The 16,070-nt window shown below is 64.1% G+C and carries 19 protein-coding genes and 1 tRNA gene; 10 read left to right on the top strand and 10 right to left on the bottom strand.

The features are described 5' to 3' along the window. Positions 1 to 4: 4 nt before the first annotated feature. The 4 genes from IVB47_RS00750 (at position 5) to IVB47_RS00765 (ending at position 3,253) form a co-directional block, all read left to right on the top strand. Positions 5 to 964, top strand: coding sequence for an ABC transporter permease (locus IVB47_RS00750; protein WP_247287152.1), 960 nt, complete (start codon positions 5 to 7; stop codon positions 962 to 964). A 3-nt stretch (positions 965 to 967) separates the two neighbouring features. Next, positions 968 to 1,846 carry an ABC transporter permease gene (locus IVB47_RS00755; RefSeq protein ID WP_247459356.1) on the top strand — a complete coding sequence of 293 codons (879 nt, stop codon included), beginning with the start codon at positions 968 to 970 and terminating at the stop codon, positions 1,844 to 1,846. Positions 1,847 to 1,850: 4 nt separating this feature from the next. Then, positions 1,851 to 2,582 carry an aspartate/glutamate racemase family protein gene (locus IVB47_RS00760; protein WP_247459357.1) on the top strand — a complete coding sequence of 244 codons (732 nt, stop codon included), beginning with the start codon at positions 1,851 to 1,853 and terminating at the stop codon, positions 2,580 to 2,582. A 176-nt stretch (positions 2,583 to 2,758) separates the two neighbouring features. Continuing rightward, entirely contained in the window at positions 2,759 to 3,253 is a 495-nt protein-coding gene (locus IVB47_RS00765; protein WP_247437675.1) for a hypothetical protein, read from the top strand. 173 nt (positions 3,254 to 3,426) lie between these two features. Here IVB47_RS00765 and IVB47_RS00770 read toward each other — a convergent pair whose 3' ends face one another. From IVB47_RS00770 to IVB47_RS00785, 4 genes are all read right to left on the bottom strand, one after another. Beyond that, positions 3,427 to 3,789, bottom strand: coding sequence for a hypothetical protein (locus IVB47_RS00770; RefSeq protein ID WP_247362231.1), 363 nt, complete (start codon positions 3,787 to 3,789; stop codon positions 3,427 to 3,429). A 103-nt stretch (positions 3,790 to 3,892) separates the two neighbouring features. Further along, positions 3,893 to 4,192 (bottom strand): hypothetical protein, encoded by a 300-nt coding sequence (locus IVB47_RS00775; protein WP_247459358.1) that lies wholly within the window; start codon positions 4,190 to 4,192, stop codon positions 3,893 to 3,895. A gap of 309 nt (positions 4,193 to 4,501) precedes the next feature. Continuing rightward, positions 4,502 to 5,032: a gamma carbonic anhydrase family protein gene (locus IVB47_RS00780; protein ID WP_247459359.1), complete on the bottom strand. Its 531-nt coding sequence runs from the start codon at positions 5,030 to 5,032 to the stop codon at positions 4,502 to 4,504. 90 nt (positions 5,033 to 5,122) lie between these two features. After that, a complete protein-coding gene (locus IVB47_RS00785) occupies positions 5,123 to 5,452 on the bottom strand; it encodes a hypothetical protein (RefSeq protein WP_007611845.1) in 330 nt (109 codons plus the stop codon). Positions 5,453 to 5,673: 221 nt separating this feature from the next. On the opposite strand from IVB47_RS00785, the gene IVB47_RS00790 reads away from it, so the two are divergent. Then, positions 5,674 to 6,381, top strand: coding sequence for a hypothetical protein (locus tag IVB47_RS00790; RefSeq protein WP_247459360.1), 708 nt, complete (start codon positions 5,674 to 5,676; stop codon positions 6,379 to 6,381). 161 nt (positions 6,382 to 6,542) lie between these two features. Here the strand turns inward: IVB47_RS00790 and IVB47_RS00795 are convergent, their stop codons facing one another. From IVB47_RS00795 to cysE, 3 genes are all read right to left on the bottom strand, one after another. Continuing rightward, positions 6,543 to 7,736 (bottom strand): FAD-binding domain, encoded by a 1,194-nt coding sequence (locus IVB47_RS00795; protein WP_247459361.1) that lies wholly within the window; start codon positions 7,734 to 7,736, stop codon positions 6,543 to 6,545. A 94-nt stretch (positions 7,737 to 7,830) separates the two neighbouring features. Continuing rightward, on the bottom strand, positions 7,831 to 8,049 hold the full coding sequence (locus tag IVB47_RS00800) for a DUF3126 family protein (RefSeq protein ID WP_027567779.1): 219 nt from the start codon (positions 8,047 to 8,049) through the stop codon (positions 7,831 to 7,833). A 151-nt stretch (positions 8,050 to 8,200) separates the two neighbouring features. Beyond that, positions 8,201 to 9,025, bottom strand: a complete 825-nt coding sequence (gene cysE / locus IVB47_RS00805) for a serine O-acetyltransferase (protein ID WP_007602549.1) — start codon at positions 9,023 to 9,025, stop codon at positions 8,201 to 8,203. 275 nt (positions 9,026 to 9,300) lie between these two features. On the opposite strand from cysE, the gene IVB47_RS00810 reads away from it, so the two are divergent. Further along, positions 9,301 to 10,659, top strand: a complete 1,359-nt coding sequence (locus IVB47_RS00810) for a hypothetical protein (protein ID WP_247287161.1) — start codon at positions 9,301 to 9,303, stop codon at positions 10,657 to 10,659. Between the two features lie 270 nt (positions 10,660 to 10,929). Beyond that, positions 10,930 to 11,418 carry a hypothetical protein gene (locus IVB47_RS00815; protein ID WP_247459362.1) on the top strand — a complete coding sequence of 163 codons (489 nt, stop codon included), beginning with the start codon at positions 10,930 to 10,932 and terminating at the stop codon, positions 11,416 to 11,418. Positions 11,419 to 11,549: 131 nt separating this feature from the next. Here IVB47_RS00815 and IVB47_RS00820 read toward each other — a convergent pair whose 3' ends face one another. Together IVB47_RS00820 and IVB47_RS00825 are read right to left on the bottom strand one after the other, a co-directional pair. Beyond that, entirely contained in the window at positions 11,550 to 12,305 is a 756-nt protein-coding gene (locus tag IVB47_RS00820; protein ID WP_247287163.1) for an alpha/beta hydrolase, read from the bottom strand. A gap of 34 nt (positions 12,306 to 12,339) precedes the next feature. Then, complete coding sequence (locus tag IVB47_RS00825) at positions 12,340 to 13,476, bottom strand: hypothetical protein (RefSeq protein WP_247459363.1); 1,137 nt, start codon at positions 13,474 to 13,476, stop codon at positions 12,340 to 12,342. Positions 13,477 to 13,780: 304 nt separating this feature from the next. Here IVB47_RS00825 and IVB47_RS00830 point away from each other — a divergent pair, with 304 nt between their 5' ends. Next, positions 13,781 to 14,026, top strand: a complete 246-nt coding sequence (locus IVB47_RS00830; protein ID WP_007602543.1) for a zinc-finger domain-containing protein — start codon at positions 13,781 to 13,783, stop codon at positions 14,024 to 14,026. A 19-nt stretch (positions 14,027 to 14,045) separates the two neighbouring features. Next, on the top strand, positions 14,046 to 15,248 hold the full coding sequence (locus tag IVB47_RS00835) for an FAD-dependent monooxygenase (RefSeq protein WP_027567773.1): 1,203 nt from the start codon (positions 14,046 to 14,048) through the stop codon (positions 15,246 to 15,248). 15 nt (positions 15,249 to 15,263) lie between these two features. On the opposite strand, the gene IVB47_RS00840 is transcribed toward IVB47_RS00835, so the two are convergent. Further along, positions 15,264 to 15,698, bottom strand: coding sequence for a hypothetical protein (locus tag IVB47_RS00840; protein WP_027567772.1), 435 nt, complete (start codon positions 15,696 to 15,698; stop codon positions 15,264 to 15,266). 189 nt (positions 15,699 to 15,887) lie between these two features. Between IVB47_RS00840 and IVB47_RS00845 the strand changes: the two genes are divergently transcribed. Beyond that, a tRNA-Leu gene (locus tag IVB47_RS00845) sits at positions 15,888 to 15,976 on the top strand. Positions 15,977 to 16,070: the final 94 nt, after the last annotated feature.

Consider the following 16,070-nt stretch of genomic DNA (forward strand, 5'->3'; position numbering starts at 1 on the left):
TCTGATGGACACGTCGGAGGACATTTTGCAACAGGCATCCCCGGACCTGGTCCGGGGATCGGAGACGGCGCGCCGCAGCAAAGCGGTGCGGCTGTCGCCCTCCTTCATCTCCTGGCTTCAGGCCGGGCCGATGATGCTGGTGTTCCTCGCCTTCTTCCTGATCCCGCTCGTCTTCGTCGTCATCGTCTCGTTCTGGGACTACAACGAATATCAGTTGCTGCCGGCTTTCTCGGGCCGCGGCTACACCGACACGTTCGAGGGCTGCATCGCGCAGCTCCCCGATCTCTGCACGATCGCCAAGACTTATCTGAAGACGCTGAAGCTCTGCTTCCTCGTGTGGGTCATTACCCTCTTCATCGGCTTCTGGGTCGCCTACTTCCTCGCCTTCCACGTCAAGTCGAAAACCTGGCAGATGGGACTGTCGCTGCTGTGCACGATCCCGTTCTGGACCTCCAACGTGATCCGCATGATCGCCTGGATTCCGCTGCTCGGGCGCAATGGCCTTGTCAACTCAGGCTTGGTCAAGACGGGGCTGATCAACCATCCCGTTGAATGGCTGCTGTTCTCCGAGTTCTCCGTGGTGCTGGCGCTGGTTCACCTCTTCACCTTCTTCATGGTGGTGCCGATCTTCAACTCGATGGTGCGCATCGATAAATCGCTGATCGAGGCCGCCTATGACGCCGGCGCGACCGGCTTCCAGACGCTCGTCAACGTCATCATCCCGCTCGCCAAGCCCGGCATCGTGATCGGCTCGATCTTCGTCATCACCATCGTGATGGGCGACTTCATCACCATCGGCGTGATGGGCGGCCAGCAGATCGCGGCCGCCGGCAAGATCATCGAGACGCGGGTGAACGCGCTGCAATTCCCGGCCGCCGCCGCGAACGCCGTGATCCTGCTCGTCATCACGTTCCTGATCATCACCATGATGTCGCGCATCGTCGACATCAAGAAGGAGCTCTAGAGCATGAAGGAAGGACGCCCGCGCTCTTTCTACGTGCTTGCGATCTTCTTCGCAGCCTACACGCTGTTTCTCTACGGCCCGATGATCGCGATCTACGTGCTGTCGTTCCAGGGACCGCAGGGTGGCCTCACCTTCCCGATGAACGGTGTGTCGACTTTCTGGATCGCAAAACTGTTCCAGGGCACCGGCATCGTCGATCTCGGCGCGGCCTTTCGCCGTTCGCTGCTGCTCGGCATTATCGTGATGATCGTCACCGTCGTGCTGTCTGTCGCGGCGGGCATGGCGTTTCGCCGCAAGTTCAAGGCGCAGAGCATTTTGTTTTATTCGGCGATCGCGAGCCTGATCGTGCCCTCGATCATCACCTCGCTCGGCATCTCGCTCGAATTCCGCATCATCGACGATTTGATCAAGGCGCACTGGAACGAGAATTTCGAGACCTCGATGGGCCTGCTCACCTCGGGCCTCGGTGCACATTTGACCTGGACGCTGCCGTTCGGCCTGCTCATCATGTTCGCGATCTTCAACCGCTTCGATCCCAGGCTCGAGGAAGCCGCGCGCGATCTCGGTGCGACGCCGTGGCAGGCCTTCCGTCATGTCGTGCTGCCGATCATCCTGCCTTCGGTGATCGGTATCGGCCTGTTCGGCTTCACCCTCTCCTGGGACGAGCTCGCACGCTCCAGCCAGGCGATCGGTGCGGTGAACACGCTGCCTCTCGATCTCCAGGGCCTCACCACCACCGTGACCAACCCCGACATCTATGCGCTCGGCACCGTGATCTCCGCCGTCTCGTTCACTGTGATCAGCCTTGCACTCGGCACCATCCACGTGTTGAACAGGCGGCAGGCGGCCAAAGGCTCGGACGCCGGCAAAGGGCTTGCCTGATCTGATGCGACTCCACGTCGTCAACCCCAACACCACGGCGTCGATGACGGCGAAGATTGCCGCCGCGGCGCGCAGCATCGCCCTGCCCGACACATTGATCGACGCGCGCCAGCCCGCGATGGGTCCGGTTTCGATCGAAGGATTTTACGACGAGGCCTTCGCCGTCCCCGGCATGCTCGGCTGCATCCGCGAGGCCGATCGCGACGGCGCGGACGCGCATATCATCGCATGCTTCGACGACACCGGCCTCGACGCCGCGCGCGCCGCGGCAAAGGCACCCGTGATCGGCATTGGCGAGGCCGGCTTCCACATGGCGAGCCTGATCGCCGCGCGCTTCGCCGTGGTGACGACACTCGGTGTCTCCGTCGTGCCGATCGAGCATAATTTGCGAAAATACGGCCTGGCTGAGCGCTGCGCCCGCGTCCGCGCCGCCGAGGTGCCGGTGCTCGCGTTGGAGGAGCGCAACACCGACGCGCTCGCAAAAATCTCCACGGAAATCACGGCCACAATCCGCGACGACCGCGCGGAGGCCATCGTGCTCGGTTGCGCCGGCATGGCCGATCTCGCCAATGAACTCGCCGCCACGCACGGCCTGCCCGTGATCGACGGCGTCGCCGCCGCGGTGACCTTGGCGGAATCATTGGTGCGACTCGGACTGAAGACCTCCCGGCTCGGGCCCTATGCGGCGCCGCGCTCGAAGACCTATTCAGGTCCGTTTTCGCCGTTTCAGCCCTGATCTCTGCCCCTGACGGGCGTTCGGAGGCCTCAAGGCCTCATGATTGTTGGTTTTTTTGCTCTTAGCCTCTTTTTGGTCCCATTCCTTGCCGAAACGTAACGCTTTCGGGACACCCGGCGGCCTCAGGGTTGCCGGTCTTCGCCACTCACCAAGTTTCAATTTGGGTTTTGTCAGCGATGATCGATCTCGCAGAGGACGCACCGTCCAACCCGCTTCTTCGCCTCGGCGCCCAGCCCATCGCGCTGACCGCCGCCGCCCTCCTCCTGCTGATCGCCGGTGTGACCTCGATCGCGATCTGGCGCGCCTATACCGGCTCAGCCCCCGAGACCGACCGGGTGGTGGCATCGCGGCAGCTTCAGGCACGTACCGCACAGGCGTCCGAGCAGCTGGTCGAGAAGACCAAGGGGCTGGAAGCAACCCAGCAGGAATCGATTGACCAGCTTCAGGTCGTGCAGGACCAGCTTCAGAGTGTGAAGCGCTTGCTCGCATTCCAGCAGGCCGACACCAAGCGTCTGTCCGAGCAGGTCACGACACTCAACGAGTCCATCGACGGCCTGCGGCAATCCTTTGCCAGCGCCCGGGCGAGCGAGGCGGAGACTCCCTCGGTTACCCGCAGGAAACCTGCACGGCATCGTGTCCATGCCAATGCACGCAAGCGCTCGCGCGGCTGAGCAGCCGGCCCGCCTAAATTTTTGGACTTGTGAACTGGATCACATTCGCCCGTGTGATTCCAAGCGATGCTCGCCGTTACCGGATGGCGTGAGCCGATTTCAATGTCCGGGGCTGGCAAGGTCGTTGACGGTATATTGCGTCAGCGACCTTGTTTTTTAACGGGTACCGCCGCCTATTCGCAGACATCTACGGGGCGGATGCGCCAGCCCGACGGCGTCATGACGCGCTTGCGCACGACGTAGCAGCTGCCATAGCCACCATCGTCGTAGCCGGTACCATAGTAATAGGGATCGCCGTAATACGGCTGGCCATAGCCGTAATAGCTGCCGTAATAACCCGCGCCGGCGATACCCGCCCCGATGGCGACTCCCGGCCAGAAGCCGCCGCCGCGCCAGCCGCCTCCGTGGCCCCAGCCTCCGCCATGGCCCCAACCGCCGCCACCGTGGCCGAAACCGCCCCGCGCCTGGGCCGCCTGTGGGGCCGACAGCGCGACTGCCGCGACGGCGAGCGCCGCCATCATCATCTTGCGTAACATCACTCGATCCTCCGCGTGGAGACGCTCCACGCTTCAAAGCAGGACCAAGCTAATCGGCTTGAGGCGTTCCTGACAGCTTCACTGTCTCACTTCCGCGCGAGCATCAGCAGCCGCGGCAAATGCTCTTGAGCTTCTTGTCGAGCAGCCGGTTCTCCGCGTTGACGGCGTCGGTGGATCCGCCTGCACCGGTCCCGGTGGTGGTTCCGGAGGAGGCATTCGCTCCCGATGACTGCGCCGTACCCAGACTGTTGGTGCCAGGCGCGGGTGCCGGAGAATTGGCGACACCTCCGGCCGATCCTGCGGAGCCGCCGGTGGCTTGCGCGAACGCTACGGCCGGCATCGCGGCAAGGGCGAAGATCACGATCACGGTCTTGATTGAACGGGCTGTAGGCAAGCTGGCCATCGAAAATTCTCCTTCGCCCGTCAACCGCCGCAGCCAACACCGGTTCCGGAACAAATGCCGTCGCATCAGCTTGAACCGGGAAGGCGGGCACGATCACGCTCAAGCCGATCTTCTGCTCCAGAAACAGAAAGGCGCAGTCACGATGAACGATCGCGATGCTTTTGCAGAAGGCGAACGCGCGGCGCGTCAAAACATTCCGGCGGAAGCCAATCCGTACCAGGACGGCAGCGACGAGCATGCTCTATGGTCCGCGGGGCACGAGAAGGTCGCAAGCGCACTAGAAGCGCGCGAGTCCGAAGGAAGCTGAGCTCACCCGATCCGCTTGAGGCCCTTCGTGAAGCGCGGGCCGTTGGCGACGTAGAACTTCGCCGCGCTGCCCATCTTTTGCACCTGGGCGTCGTCGAGCGTGCGGATGACCCGCGCCGGCGAGCCGATGATCAGGGACCGTTCGGGGAATTCCTTACCCTCGGTGATGACGGAGCCGGCGCCAACGATGCTGTTGCGGCCGATCTTGGCGCCGTTCATCACGATGGAGCCCATGCCGACGAGTGCGCCCTCCTCGATGGTGCAGCCGTGCAGGATGACGTTATGGCCGACCGTACAGTTCCTGCCGATGTGAAGCGGAAAACCGAGATCGGTGTGGCAGGTCGAGCCGTCCTGCACGTTGGCGCCCTCGCCAATCTCGATCCACTCATTGTCGCCGCGCAGCACCGCGCCGAACCAGACACTCGCGCCCGGCTTCAGGCGCACGCGGCCGATCACGGTGGCGGTCTCGGCGATGAAGTAGTTGCCGTCGGCGGGAAGGTCGGGCGCCTGCCCGTCGAGCTCGTAGATCGCCATGAGGGTCTCCTGTCAGGTCAACCCCAGCCATAGCGAAACGGCAGCCTTGACGCAAAGGGCTGCCGCGCAGGCAGCCCTACAGCGCGCGCATCAGACCAGAACGCCGGCCGCGCGGAGCGTCATCAGGAAGAAGGTGCCGCTCATCATGCTCCAGAAGCCGGCGATGACGGTGGCCATCATCACGAATTCGACGCGACGGCTCTCCAGCTGCCTGCCGCGCAGGGTGTTGCGCATGATGATGAAAGGCGCCGCGAACACCAGAAACGGAACCGCCGCGAAGGTCTTCGGCGCCACGCCGTCCTGCAACAGACCGAAGCCGGCGGGCCGCTGTGCGACCGTCTGGTATCCGCTCACGAGCGCGCCTGCGAGCGCGAAACCGATGCCGATCGAGAAGAATGTATTGAGAGCTTCAGGTGTCATCGGAACGGTCCGCCCTTACGCAACGCCAGAGCCTTCCTGTGACAAAGAGCGCCGGTTAACGCTACATTATCCTTAAGGGAAGGTTAACGCCGCCAGCCGCCCCACGCAGGCCTCTCTCCCTTCCCTGCAGCCGGTGAACGCTCCGCGAAATCGCCACCACGTGGCATATTCGCCGCTGATTCGTCGGCCATCCGCCGACTTCCGGCTCATTCGCGCGGCTCATGACGGTGTTTTCGGCAACCTCCCCTCAGTCTCCCCGGGCGCGCACCCGGGGCCACGTGATCCCGATCGTGCTCGGCGGCATTGCCGCGGTGTGCGCCGTCGCGCTCGTCGCCTATTTGTTGTGGCCGACCTGGGGCTCGAGCGGCGCGAGCGCCCCGGACAAGCTGCCAGTGAGCGTCGGCGGCACGCTGTTCAACCTGCCGACCAACGCGATCCGCATGAAGATCCAGCGCCACTCCGGGCCGCAGGAGCGGATCGATCTCGACTTCCTGTACCCTTCGCTGGAGCCGCCGGGCGCGCCGAAGCACGTCACCGCCGACAGCGTGGATGCGGCGATGCAGCCGATCGAACGCATCTTCCTGTCGATCGCCGCGCATCGCGATGCGCTCTCGCCCGAGCAGCGCACCGCCACGATCTATCCGCGCTATCTCGACCAGGCCGCGGCAATGCCCCAGGACGGACTGACGATGCGGATGTTCCGCGCAGATACGCCGTACGGCAGCGAGGATCTCTATTCTGCCGCAAGTCCGGCGCTGACCGCGCGCTGCACGCGCGATGGGGCGACGCCCGGCATGTGCCTCGCCGAACGCCGCGTCGGCGGCGCCGACCTCACCTTCCGCTTTCCGCGCAGCTGGCTATCGCAGTGGCGCGATGCGGCGGAAGCGATGGAAAAGCTGACGGCGCAGCTGCGGGGACCGAAGGGGTAAGCGGCCGCGCGGCCCCAAGCCTCCCAAACAAAAACTGCGAAAACAACCCCATGCACAGTAGCCAAGTGCCTGGCATGACTTCGTATTTTCGAAGCCAGCCTGCGAAAATTCGCCCCCTCCGACAATTCGTCTTTTCGAAAAAATTCAAAGCCCCGGCCCATTCAAACGCCGATCACCTTGCGATCGCTCCAGCGATAAGTCGGCAGATCCAGCTTGTCGGCAAGGTCTCGGCCGATGGCGAATTTCGCCGCGCCCGGCAACGAGAACGCCTTCACGACCTGATTGCGAAACCACAATCCCCATGACGTCCGCGGCGCAAATGCCGCGGCGAAGCGCTCCGCTCCGCGCTGCTTGGCGCCGATATAGCTGCGAAGGCGGGTCTCATAGGCGCTGAATGCTTCCTCGTGGCGCCCGTCGGCGCGTACGAGCTCTCCCGCAAGCACATAGGCAGAGATCATGGCCAGAGCCGAGCCCTGCCCGGCGACGAGCGAGACGCAGAACGCAGCGTCTCCAATCAGCACGACCCGGCCCCGCGACCAGCCGTCCATCCTGATCTGGCTGACCCGGTCGCAATACAAATCATCGGTGCGCTCGAGTTCGTTCAGAATGTCTGGGCATTCCCAGCGGGCGTCGCGATAGAGATCACGCAGCTGTGCCTTCTGTGCGGCAGGCTCGCCTGCATCACCGCGAAACACGAAGAGGAACAAGGTGCGATCATCGCGCAGCGCGAAACGGCCAACCATACGCCCCGGCCGGTTGTGCATCAGGTACACATTCTCGTCGCGATGGCGATAGCCGCGGGTCTCGAATGCCGCGACGCCATAGCCGAGATTTCTTTCGAACGTCCCGATCGAGCCGAACGCAAGGCGGCGCACCTGCGAATGCAGGCCGTCAGCCCCGACGACGAGATCGAAACGTCGGCTCCCGCCCCGCCGCAACTGGACGTCGACCCCTTCAGGCTGCTGCTCCAGGCCAACGATCTCCTCATCGAAGATCGTTTCAACACCATCGCGGACCGTACCGTACAGCAGGCGCGACAGATCGCTTCGTGCCAGAGTGACGTAACGCCCGCCTGTGAGATCGTCGAGGACGTTCGTACCAAATCCGGCGACTCGCCGGCCGCGACCGTCGACGATCCGCATTTCCCTGACGCGGTAGCCGGCGCTTTCGATCGCCGGCAACAGCCCCATCCGTTCGGCGATGTCGTAGCCCAGTCCCCAGAAATCGATCACGTAGCCGCCATGACGAAGCGCGGGCGCGCGTTCAACCAGCGTCGGCTCGTAGCCTCCGGCACGCAGCCAATACGCGAGCGTAGGCCCGGCAATCCCCGCCCCGGAGATCAGCACTGTTCGCATGGACGGAATGTGGGAAAAGCGTCGGCCGATCGCACCGCCGCGTCAGACACTAAATGGTGAGGGCGAGAAGTTCCGTCTCACCAATCGGGTCGCATCACTCCTGATCGACGAGATCGTCCTCGAGGATCGCCATCTGGAACTGGAACGAGCGATCGTCGTCCTCATCATCGACGAAGAGCACACCGATGAATTCCTCGCCGATATAGACCTCGGCGGAATCATCCTTCTTCGGCCGCGGCACGACGCGGATCTTGGAATTGCCGAATACGCGCTTCAGGTACGCGTCGAGCTTCCTAACTTCCTTCACGTCCACGGCAAGTCTCCAATCGAAATCTGGGTTGGCGCGGGTTTTAGGACGAGACGCGACCAACCGCCAGCATGAATTGCCAAAGAATTTTGGGCGAAGGGGGCGGAAAAATCCGCCCCCTTCCGACAAGCTCGACGTCCCCTCTCAAAGTCCCATCTCAAAGTCCCATGGCGTTGATCATCTGATCCATGGTGCGCGACGGCTCGGCGCAGCCGGCTTCGCCGACGACCTTGGCGGGCACGCCTGCGACCGTGACGTTGTGCGGCACGGGTTTGACCACGACCGAGCCCGCCGCGATGCGCGCGCAATGGCCGATCTCGATATTGCCGAGGATCTTCGCGCCGGCCCCGATCAGGACGCCGTGGCGGATCTTCGGATGGCGGTCCTCGTTCTCCTTGCCGGTGCCGCCGAGCGTGACGCCATGCAGGATCGAGACGTCGTCCTCGATAAGTGCCGTCTCACCGCAGACGAAACCGGTGGCGTGATCGAGGAAGATGCCGCGGCCGATGCGCGCGGCGGGGTTGATGTCGGTCTGGAATACCGCAGACGCCCGGCTCTGCAGATAATACGCAAAATCCTTGCGGCCCTTCAGATAGAGCCAATGCGCGAGGCGGTGGGTCTGAATGGCGTGGAAGCCCTTGAAATAGAGCAACGGGTCGATGAAGCGCGAGGTCGCGGGGTCACGGTCGTAGACGGCGACGAGATCGGCGCGGAACGCGTTGCCGAGATCGGGATCGTCGCGCAGCGCCTCGTCATAGGTCTGGCGCACGAGATCGCCCGACAGCGCGGAGTGATCGAGCCGATCGGCGACGCGATGGATCACCGCATCTTCCAGGCGACTGTGATGCAGCACCGTCGAATAGATGAAGGTCGCAAGCTCCGGCTCGCGATGGACGATGTCCTCCGCTTCGCCACGGATCCGATCCCAGATCGGATCGAGCGTTGCGAGCTTTCCTCCCGGATTGACCTGATGCACTGCCATGAGATCTGCTCTTTCGAATTGGCTCGTTTCACTGGTTCTATAACACAGTCTAGGCGACAAAGTCCTGACGGGCTTGCCTGAGAGTGAACAGTGCGTTGCCCAGCGAGGCCATGCCAACGCGTTGAATCACAACAGTTTCTTCCGACGCCCCCGGCGGCAAGGTCGGCTCAAAATGGTCAGGGTTTCGCCAAATTCAAGCCGGGCGGCGTCAAACTATTGGTGAATTCCGCCTCAACCGTGATTGCGGGCATGGTCCGAGTGAGGACGGAGCGGATTTGACCATCACCACCGATCATGCGCGCGCGGGCGCCGCGGGCTCACTCTGGCTGCGGCTGGCTGCGATCGCCCTGCCGCTGCTGATGATCGCGCCGGCGTTCTGGAACGGCTATCCGCTGTTGCAATGGGATACCGGAGGCTATCTGGCGCGCTGGTACGAGGGCTATCTCGTCCCGAGCCGCTCCACCGTGTTCGGCATCTATCTGCACTATGGCGAGAGTTCTGGTTTCTGGATCAACCTCGCGATCCAGTCGCTGGCGACGCTGTGGCTGTTGCAACTCACCTTGCGCGTGCTCTCGATGATGCAAACGTTCCGCTTCGCCGCGATCAGCCTGCTCCTGATCCTGTCGACCGCGCTGCCCTGGCTTGCGAGCATGTTGCTCACCGATATTTTTGCAGGCCTGTCGGTGCTGTCGCTATTCCTGCTGGTCATCGGTGGGCCGCGGACCTCGGCGCTCGAAAAAATCTCGCTGTTCGTCTTCACCGCCTTTGCCGCCGCGACCCATAGCGCGACGCTCGGCGTGCTACTCGGGCTCTGCGTCGCGGGCTGGATGGCGCGGCCGTTGCTGGGGCCGCGGCTTCCGATCGCGGGATTGGCTCAGGCGAGCCTCACCATCGTCGCCGGCGGCCTGATGCTGGTGTCGGCGAACCACGCGCTGTCGGGCAAATGGACATGGACGCCCGGCGGCACCGGCGTCGCCTTCGGCCGCATGATGCAGGACGGCATCGTCGCGCGTTATCTCAATGACCATTGCCCTCGCGAAAAACTCAAACTCTGCCCCTATCGCGACCAATTGCCGGCGACCGCCGACGAATTCCTGTGGGGCAAGAGCATGTTCAACACGCTCGGCCGCTTCGAAGGCATGAACGACGAGATGGGCACCATCGTCGTGGGTTCGCTCGCCGACTATCCGGCCTGGCAGGCCGGCGCGGCGTTGCGGGCGATGGGCCAGCAATTGCTGCATGTCGCGACCGGCGAAGGCACCAATGGCTGGATCCCGCACACCCGCGGCATCATCGAGCGCTACATCCCGGCGCAGGTCACGCCGATGCGCGCAGCGCGCCAGCAGCACTGGGCTGTCAATTTCGACGGCGTCAACTGGCTTCACGTCCCCGTCGCGCTGACCTCGATGCTGGCGCTGGTCGTGTTCCTCGCGCTGTCGCTCAGAAATCGCCGGCTCGACGATCTGACGCTGCTGGCGGCAACCGTCGTGCTGGCGCTGCTCGGCAACGCCTTCATCTGCGGCGTGATTTCCGGACCCCACGACCGCTATGGCGCGCGGATGGTCTGGGTTGTCACCTTCGTGGTGCTGATGGCGCTGGCGCGGGCGTTCGGCGATGACACGAAAGCGCGATGAGATTGGCCGCTTCGTCCGTTGCATCGGTGGGGGTTGCATTGGGCGGGCCTGGTGTGGTCGGCCCGGAGCCAAAGCCGAATGGACACCGCCCCAGCCAGCGACAAAGTGGCACATTTGATTTGGCCGGTTGTGCTGACCGATTAATGCACGCTTAGCCTCATTCGAGTTACGGTCCGTCCATCCGTTGCCGGCGGCAGCAAATACGTGATTGAGAGTGCACCGTGTTGCCCAGCGCTCAAAGCCAAGTTGGAAGACGTGTAAGAGTCATAGATGAAGATCAAACTTGCCATCGCAACATTCCCAGTTCTCGGTGTCGCTGTGCTTGGTTATGCCTACGTCCATGGCTATCCGCCTTTCACCTCTCAATTTGTGCAGACCTGCGAAACGGCCATCCAAGAGCGGTTAGCAGTTCCCTCCACCTATCAACGAATTGACCTGGACGACTCCAGAAGAACGATCCCGTGGGACGAATTTTTCGCCGAGCCGGAGAGGGCCGTACCCGAGTCAACCAGAAGCTTCATGATGCAAGCTGCGCGCCACCCGCCGGTGCAGTATGTGGCACTCATCAATTACCAGGCTCAGGACTCCATCGGCGCCATCATTCGAGAAAGGGCCTCATGTACCTTCAACTCGCTAGATGGGAGCGATGCGCCTACCCGTACGTTCTGGGTGAAGATCAATGGCGAACGTAACCTGGAGTGGGCCGCCAGGCAGCCCAATGCCGCAACGCTCCACCAGCGCTTACTGAAAAATATGTGACGCGGCGGCGGGTCATCTATTGGCCTTTGGTGGACCGCCGGCTTTAGCCGCCGGAACCCTGAAGGGAGCACAGCCTCTTTATGCTGTGAATTTGGGGTAATTTCGCAACACCCCCCCGCCTCAACATTGCCTCAGCCGCGGCGTGAGAGGAAATCGAGCACGCCAGTCTTGTAGACCTTGTCGCCGACCGCGCGCATGTGATCGCGGCCGGGAATGTCGAGCACTTCCGAACCCGGGATGATGGCGCCGAGTGCGCTGGCCGAACCCGCGACGTCGTCGGTCGAGCCGACCGCAATCAGCACGGGCACGTCGATGCGCGCGGCTTCGTCCTTCGTCATGAGATCGCGCGTGCCGCGCAGGCAGGCGGCCAGCGCCTTGCGGTCGGAACGGGTCTGGTCTGCAAAAGCACGAAACGTGCGGCCGACGGGATCGGAGACGTCGTCGAGCGAGGGCGCTTCCAGCGCCTTCGCGACGTTCTCGCCGGGGCCGGTGCCCTCGATCAGGCCTCCTATGCCGATGCCGCCGAGGATTGCCGAACGCAGGCGCTGCGGCTCATTGAGGGAGAGCCAGGCCGTCATCCGGCCGCCCATCGAATAGCCCATCAGATCAGCCTGCGGGATGGCGAGATGATCCATCAGTGCCAGCACGTCGCCGGCCATGGTCGGGATCGAGTATTGCGCGGGCTCGTAGAGCTTGGCGCTTTCGCCATGGCCGCGATTGTCCAGCGCAATGACGCGGCGGCCGTTCTTGCGCAGCTCCGAGACCCAGGTCGGATAGACCCAGTTCACGTTCTTGCTGGAGGCAAAGCCGTGCACCAGGATGATCGGATCGCCCTCGCCTTCGTCGAGATAGGCAATTTCAACGGCGCCGTTGTGAAAGCTCGGCATCATCAGTTCCGCAATCTTGAGGGGAAGAGGTATCTTAGGCCGTGACGGCAGCGCTTGCCAGAACGGCTTCGGCGGCGATCCGGGCCTGGCGAAGTCGCCGCGCCCGTCTGCGATCGCACCAGGCCTGGGTCAGGCGCTCCGTCGTCGCCTTGATCGAGGACAACAGGCCGAACAGCGTCAAGGCCGCACCGAACAGCCAGAGTGCGAGATTGAACGCCCCGCCGATCAGCAGCAGCGCGCCGCGGCCGAGCAGCTTCAGGATCGCGCGCGTCTTGCCGCCCTGCGCTTCCGCGAGCCGCGCCGCGCGTGCGACGTCCTTGGGGCCTTCGGCGATGCGCAAGCTATCCATCGCGCCGCGCGTGCCGGTCTTCTCGACGACGCGCGTGACATCCTTGCCGAGCCGAACCAGCGCGCCGGCCTTTTCCGCGCGGAACGCGGCCTTGATCGCGCTCAAGGTCTGGCCCGGCCGCAGCACCGAGCCGGAGGCAACCGCGTTCTGGAGCATCGGCGTATCGACGACCTCGCGCGCGGACCGGCCGGCCCATGCCGCCAGTCCCTCGCCGAGCCGGCCCACCTTGCGCGCGTCCTTCACCAGCGTCAGCCCCGCGCGAACCGGCGCGGCACCGCCGACGGAGACGTAGGTCACGGCCGTAACCGCGAGACCCGCGGCCGCGAGGCCCAGCACCAGGCGATCGGTCTCCTCGCCCATCGCGAGGTGCTTGCCCTCCCGGACGACGTCCCGGATGTCGCCGATGACAAAGAGATCGCCGGCCACGGTCCCCGACAGGCTCGCAACATCGTCCGCGTTGCCGGTGACGAGACCGGTGGCAAACCGTTTTGCGAAATGCGAGGTGGAATTTTCGGCTTTGACCGCATCGCCGACACGGCTCAGGAGGTCGTCAGGCAGCGCGATGTTGCGGTCGCGCGCCAACGCGACAAAACTGTCGGCAAGATCGGCATCGCCCGATACGAGCGCGATCTCGATGTTGTCCTGAATCAGGCGGTCGTTGTGCCGCAGCAGCGCGTCGAGCTTGATCTCGGAGAGCGCGGCGGGATCGTCCTGGGCGGCCAGAATCGCGCCGGCCTCGCGGGCATGGGGTGCTACCTGCGCGAGCATGAAGCCGCACGCCACGATACCGGTCAACGCTGTGCTGATTCGCAACCACTTCATGCGGAGAGCCTGGACGGTCCTGAGATCGTTGACGCCTGACGGTTCGTCTTTCGTCGCAATTACGCTCGTCCACAGACATAGTATGCCAAAATTGCGACACAACGTCCCCGACGAAAGAAGGGCTTCTCTCAGGCCGCAAGATTGTGTCGAATTTGCATGAGCAAATGAGCATGGGGCATTGCGGGGCTTTCGGTTCCGCTGGGCTAGCAATCATCCACACCCACCAGTATGGTCCGCGGCGCCTTAATAATGCCGCGTCAGTCGTGATTGTGTCTGCCGCCATTGCCACTCCAGGATGAGTACGATGTCCGACCATGTCGTCCCGCACTTCCACAACGATGCCGGTGTCCCCGTCATCGAAATCGGCTCGCAAGAGTTCATGTGCGTGGGCGCCAACCCTCCGTTCGATCATCCGCACGTCTTCCTCGACCTCGGCAACGACAACGAGATCATCTGCCCCTACTGCTCGACGCTGTACCGTTTCGCCGCCGACCTGAAGGCGGGCGAAGCCCGTCCGCCGGAATGCGTCCTGAAGGACAAGGTCGCCTGATCGCTTCCATCGGTCAGGGGTGGCGCTCTCCCGAACAATTGTCATCGCCGGTGCCGGCATAGGTGGACTGACGGCTGCGCTTGCGCTCGCGGCCCGCGGCTTCCGCATCGTCGTACTGGAAAAGGCCGAGCGGCTCGAGGAAGTCGGCGCCGGTCTGCAACTCTCTCCCAATGCCAGCCGCGTGCTGGTCGAGCTCGGCCTCACCGAGCGCCTCAGGCTGCGTGCCGTGATCCCGGAGGCGGTCTCGATCATGAGTGCGCGGGCCGGCGGCGAACTCTTGCGCATGCCGCTGGGAGAAGCCGCCGCCGCGCGCGCCGGCGCCCCCTATTGGGTGGTGCACCGCGCCGACCTGCAATCCGCACTCGCCGGCGCAGTCTCCGACCATCCCGATATCGATCTGAAACTCGGCGCGACCTTCGAAGACGTCGCGCCTCACGCCAAGGGGCTGACGGTCGTCCATCGCAGCGGCACGATCCGGCGCAGCGATCTCGCCAGTGCGCTGATCGGCGCGGACGGCATCTGGTCGACGGTGCGCCAGCATCTGTTTCCCGAGGTGCAGCCGCGCTTCTCCGGGCTGATTGCCTGGCGCGGCACGCTCGATGCCACGCAGCTGCCGAAGGACTACACCGCGCGCCGGGTCCAGCTCTGGATGGGCCCGAATGCCCATCTCGTCGCCTACCCGATCGCGGGCGGACGCCAGATCAACGTGGTCGCGGTGCTGCCGGGCACCTGGAACAGACCGGGCTGGAGCACGCCCGGCGATCCCCTCGAGGTGATGGACGCCTTCGCCGCGCCACGCTGGCCGCCCGCGGCGCGCATGATGCTCGCCACGGTCGATAGCTGGCGGAAATGGGCGCTGTTCGACGTGCCCGACGACTGCCCCTGGAGCAAAGGCCCGGTCGCGCTGCTCGGCGACGCCGTGCATGCGATGCTGCCGTTTGCGGCGCAGGGCGCCGGCATGGCGATCGAGGACGCCGCGGTGCTCGCGCAGCATTTGAGCCTTGAGATCGCCGAGAGCACCGCGGGCATCACGGCTGCGCTGAGACAATACGGGCGTACGCGCCAGACGCGCGTGCGGCGGGTGCAGCGGACCGCGCGGCAGCAAGGCCGCATCTACCATTTCGGTGGGCCGCTCGCATACGCGCGCGATCTTGCGGTCCGCGCCCTCGGCCCGGAACGCATGCTGGCACGGCAGGACTGGATTTACGGCTGGCGACCCTGATGCGAGGCGCTGGTTTCAGCGCACTGCTCTTGTCGATTTCGGGCCAGGCTTGATCGGGCCAGGATTGGCCGCGGGCGCCGGCGCAGCGGCCGGCTTCTCTTCGGGCGGCGTTTCCCGGCACTTGTTGCGGCGCCAAGCGTCCTCGGCCATCTGCGCCCGCCCGCGGACCGCGACGTAGTCGTTGCGATAGGCAAGCTCCGACACGACGGCGCCGCCCGCGCCGGTCTGTGCCTTGTCCATCAGCCTCTGCAACTCCATGGTGCGGCTAGCGAGCGACTTGCGCTCGCCTTCGAGCTGCTTGCAATCGTACAATTCGTACTTGCCGGGATCGGCAAACGCCGGAGCGACCGTCTCGCTCATGCCGGCGCAGCCGGACTGCGCGAAGCCGGCCGCGAGCAGCGCGGCGGCCACGCAGCACGTGCGCAGGCGATATTGGGTCAAAGCAGACATCGAATCAAAGCTGACATGTCGGATGAATAGTCCCCGTCGATTGAGAATGCCTAAAGCAACAACAGATGTCCGGATTGAGGCTTTGCCTTGTGCCGCCGGCTCGCCTAAGGAAGAACCGCCCCTCCGGCCTGCAAACGCCAATTCCAGACCGCCGGCAAGGGACTTAAGTGATTGATCTCGTTGGATCAAGCGGGCATGGCGGAATTGGTAGACGCAAGGGACTTAAAATCCCTCGGCGCGCAAGCGCTGTGCCGGTTCGACCCCGGCTGCCCGCACCACGAGAGCTGCGCGGATGATCCCACCGAGCGCCGCTGCCGCGAGCGCTGATACCTCATCAATTCCTGTCTGCTCCTGCACCGCCTGCCAGCCATC

The sequence above is a fragment of the Bradyrhizobium sp. 62 genome (genome assembly GCF_023073035.1).
Classification (GTDB): Bacteria; Pseudomonadota; Alphaproteobacteria; order Rhizobiales; family Xanthobacteraceae; genus Bradyrhizobium.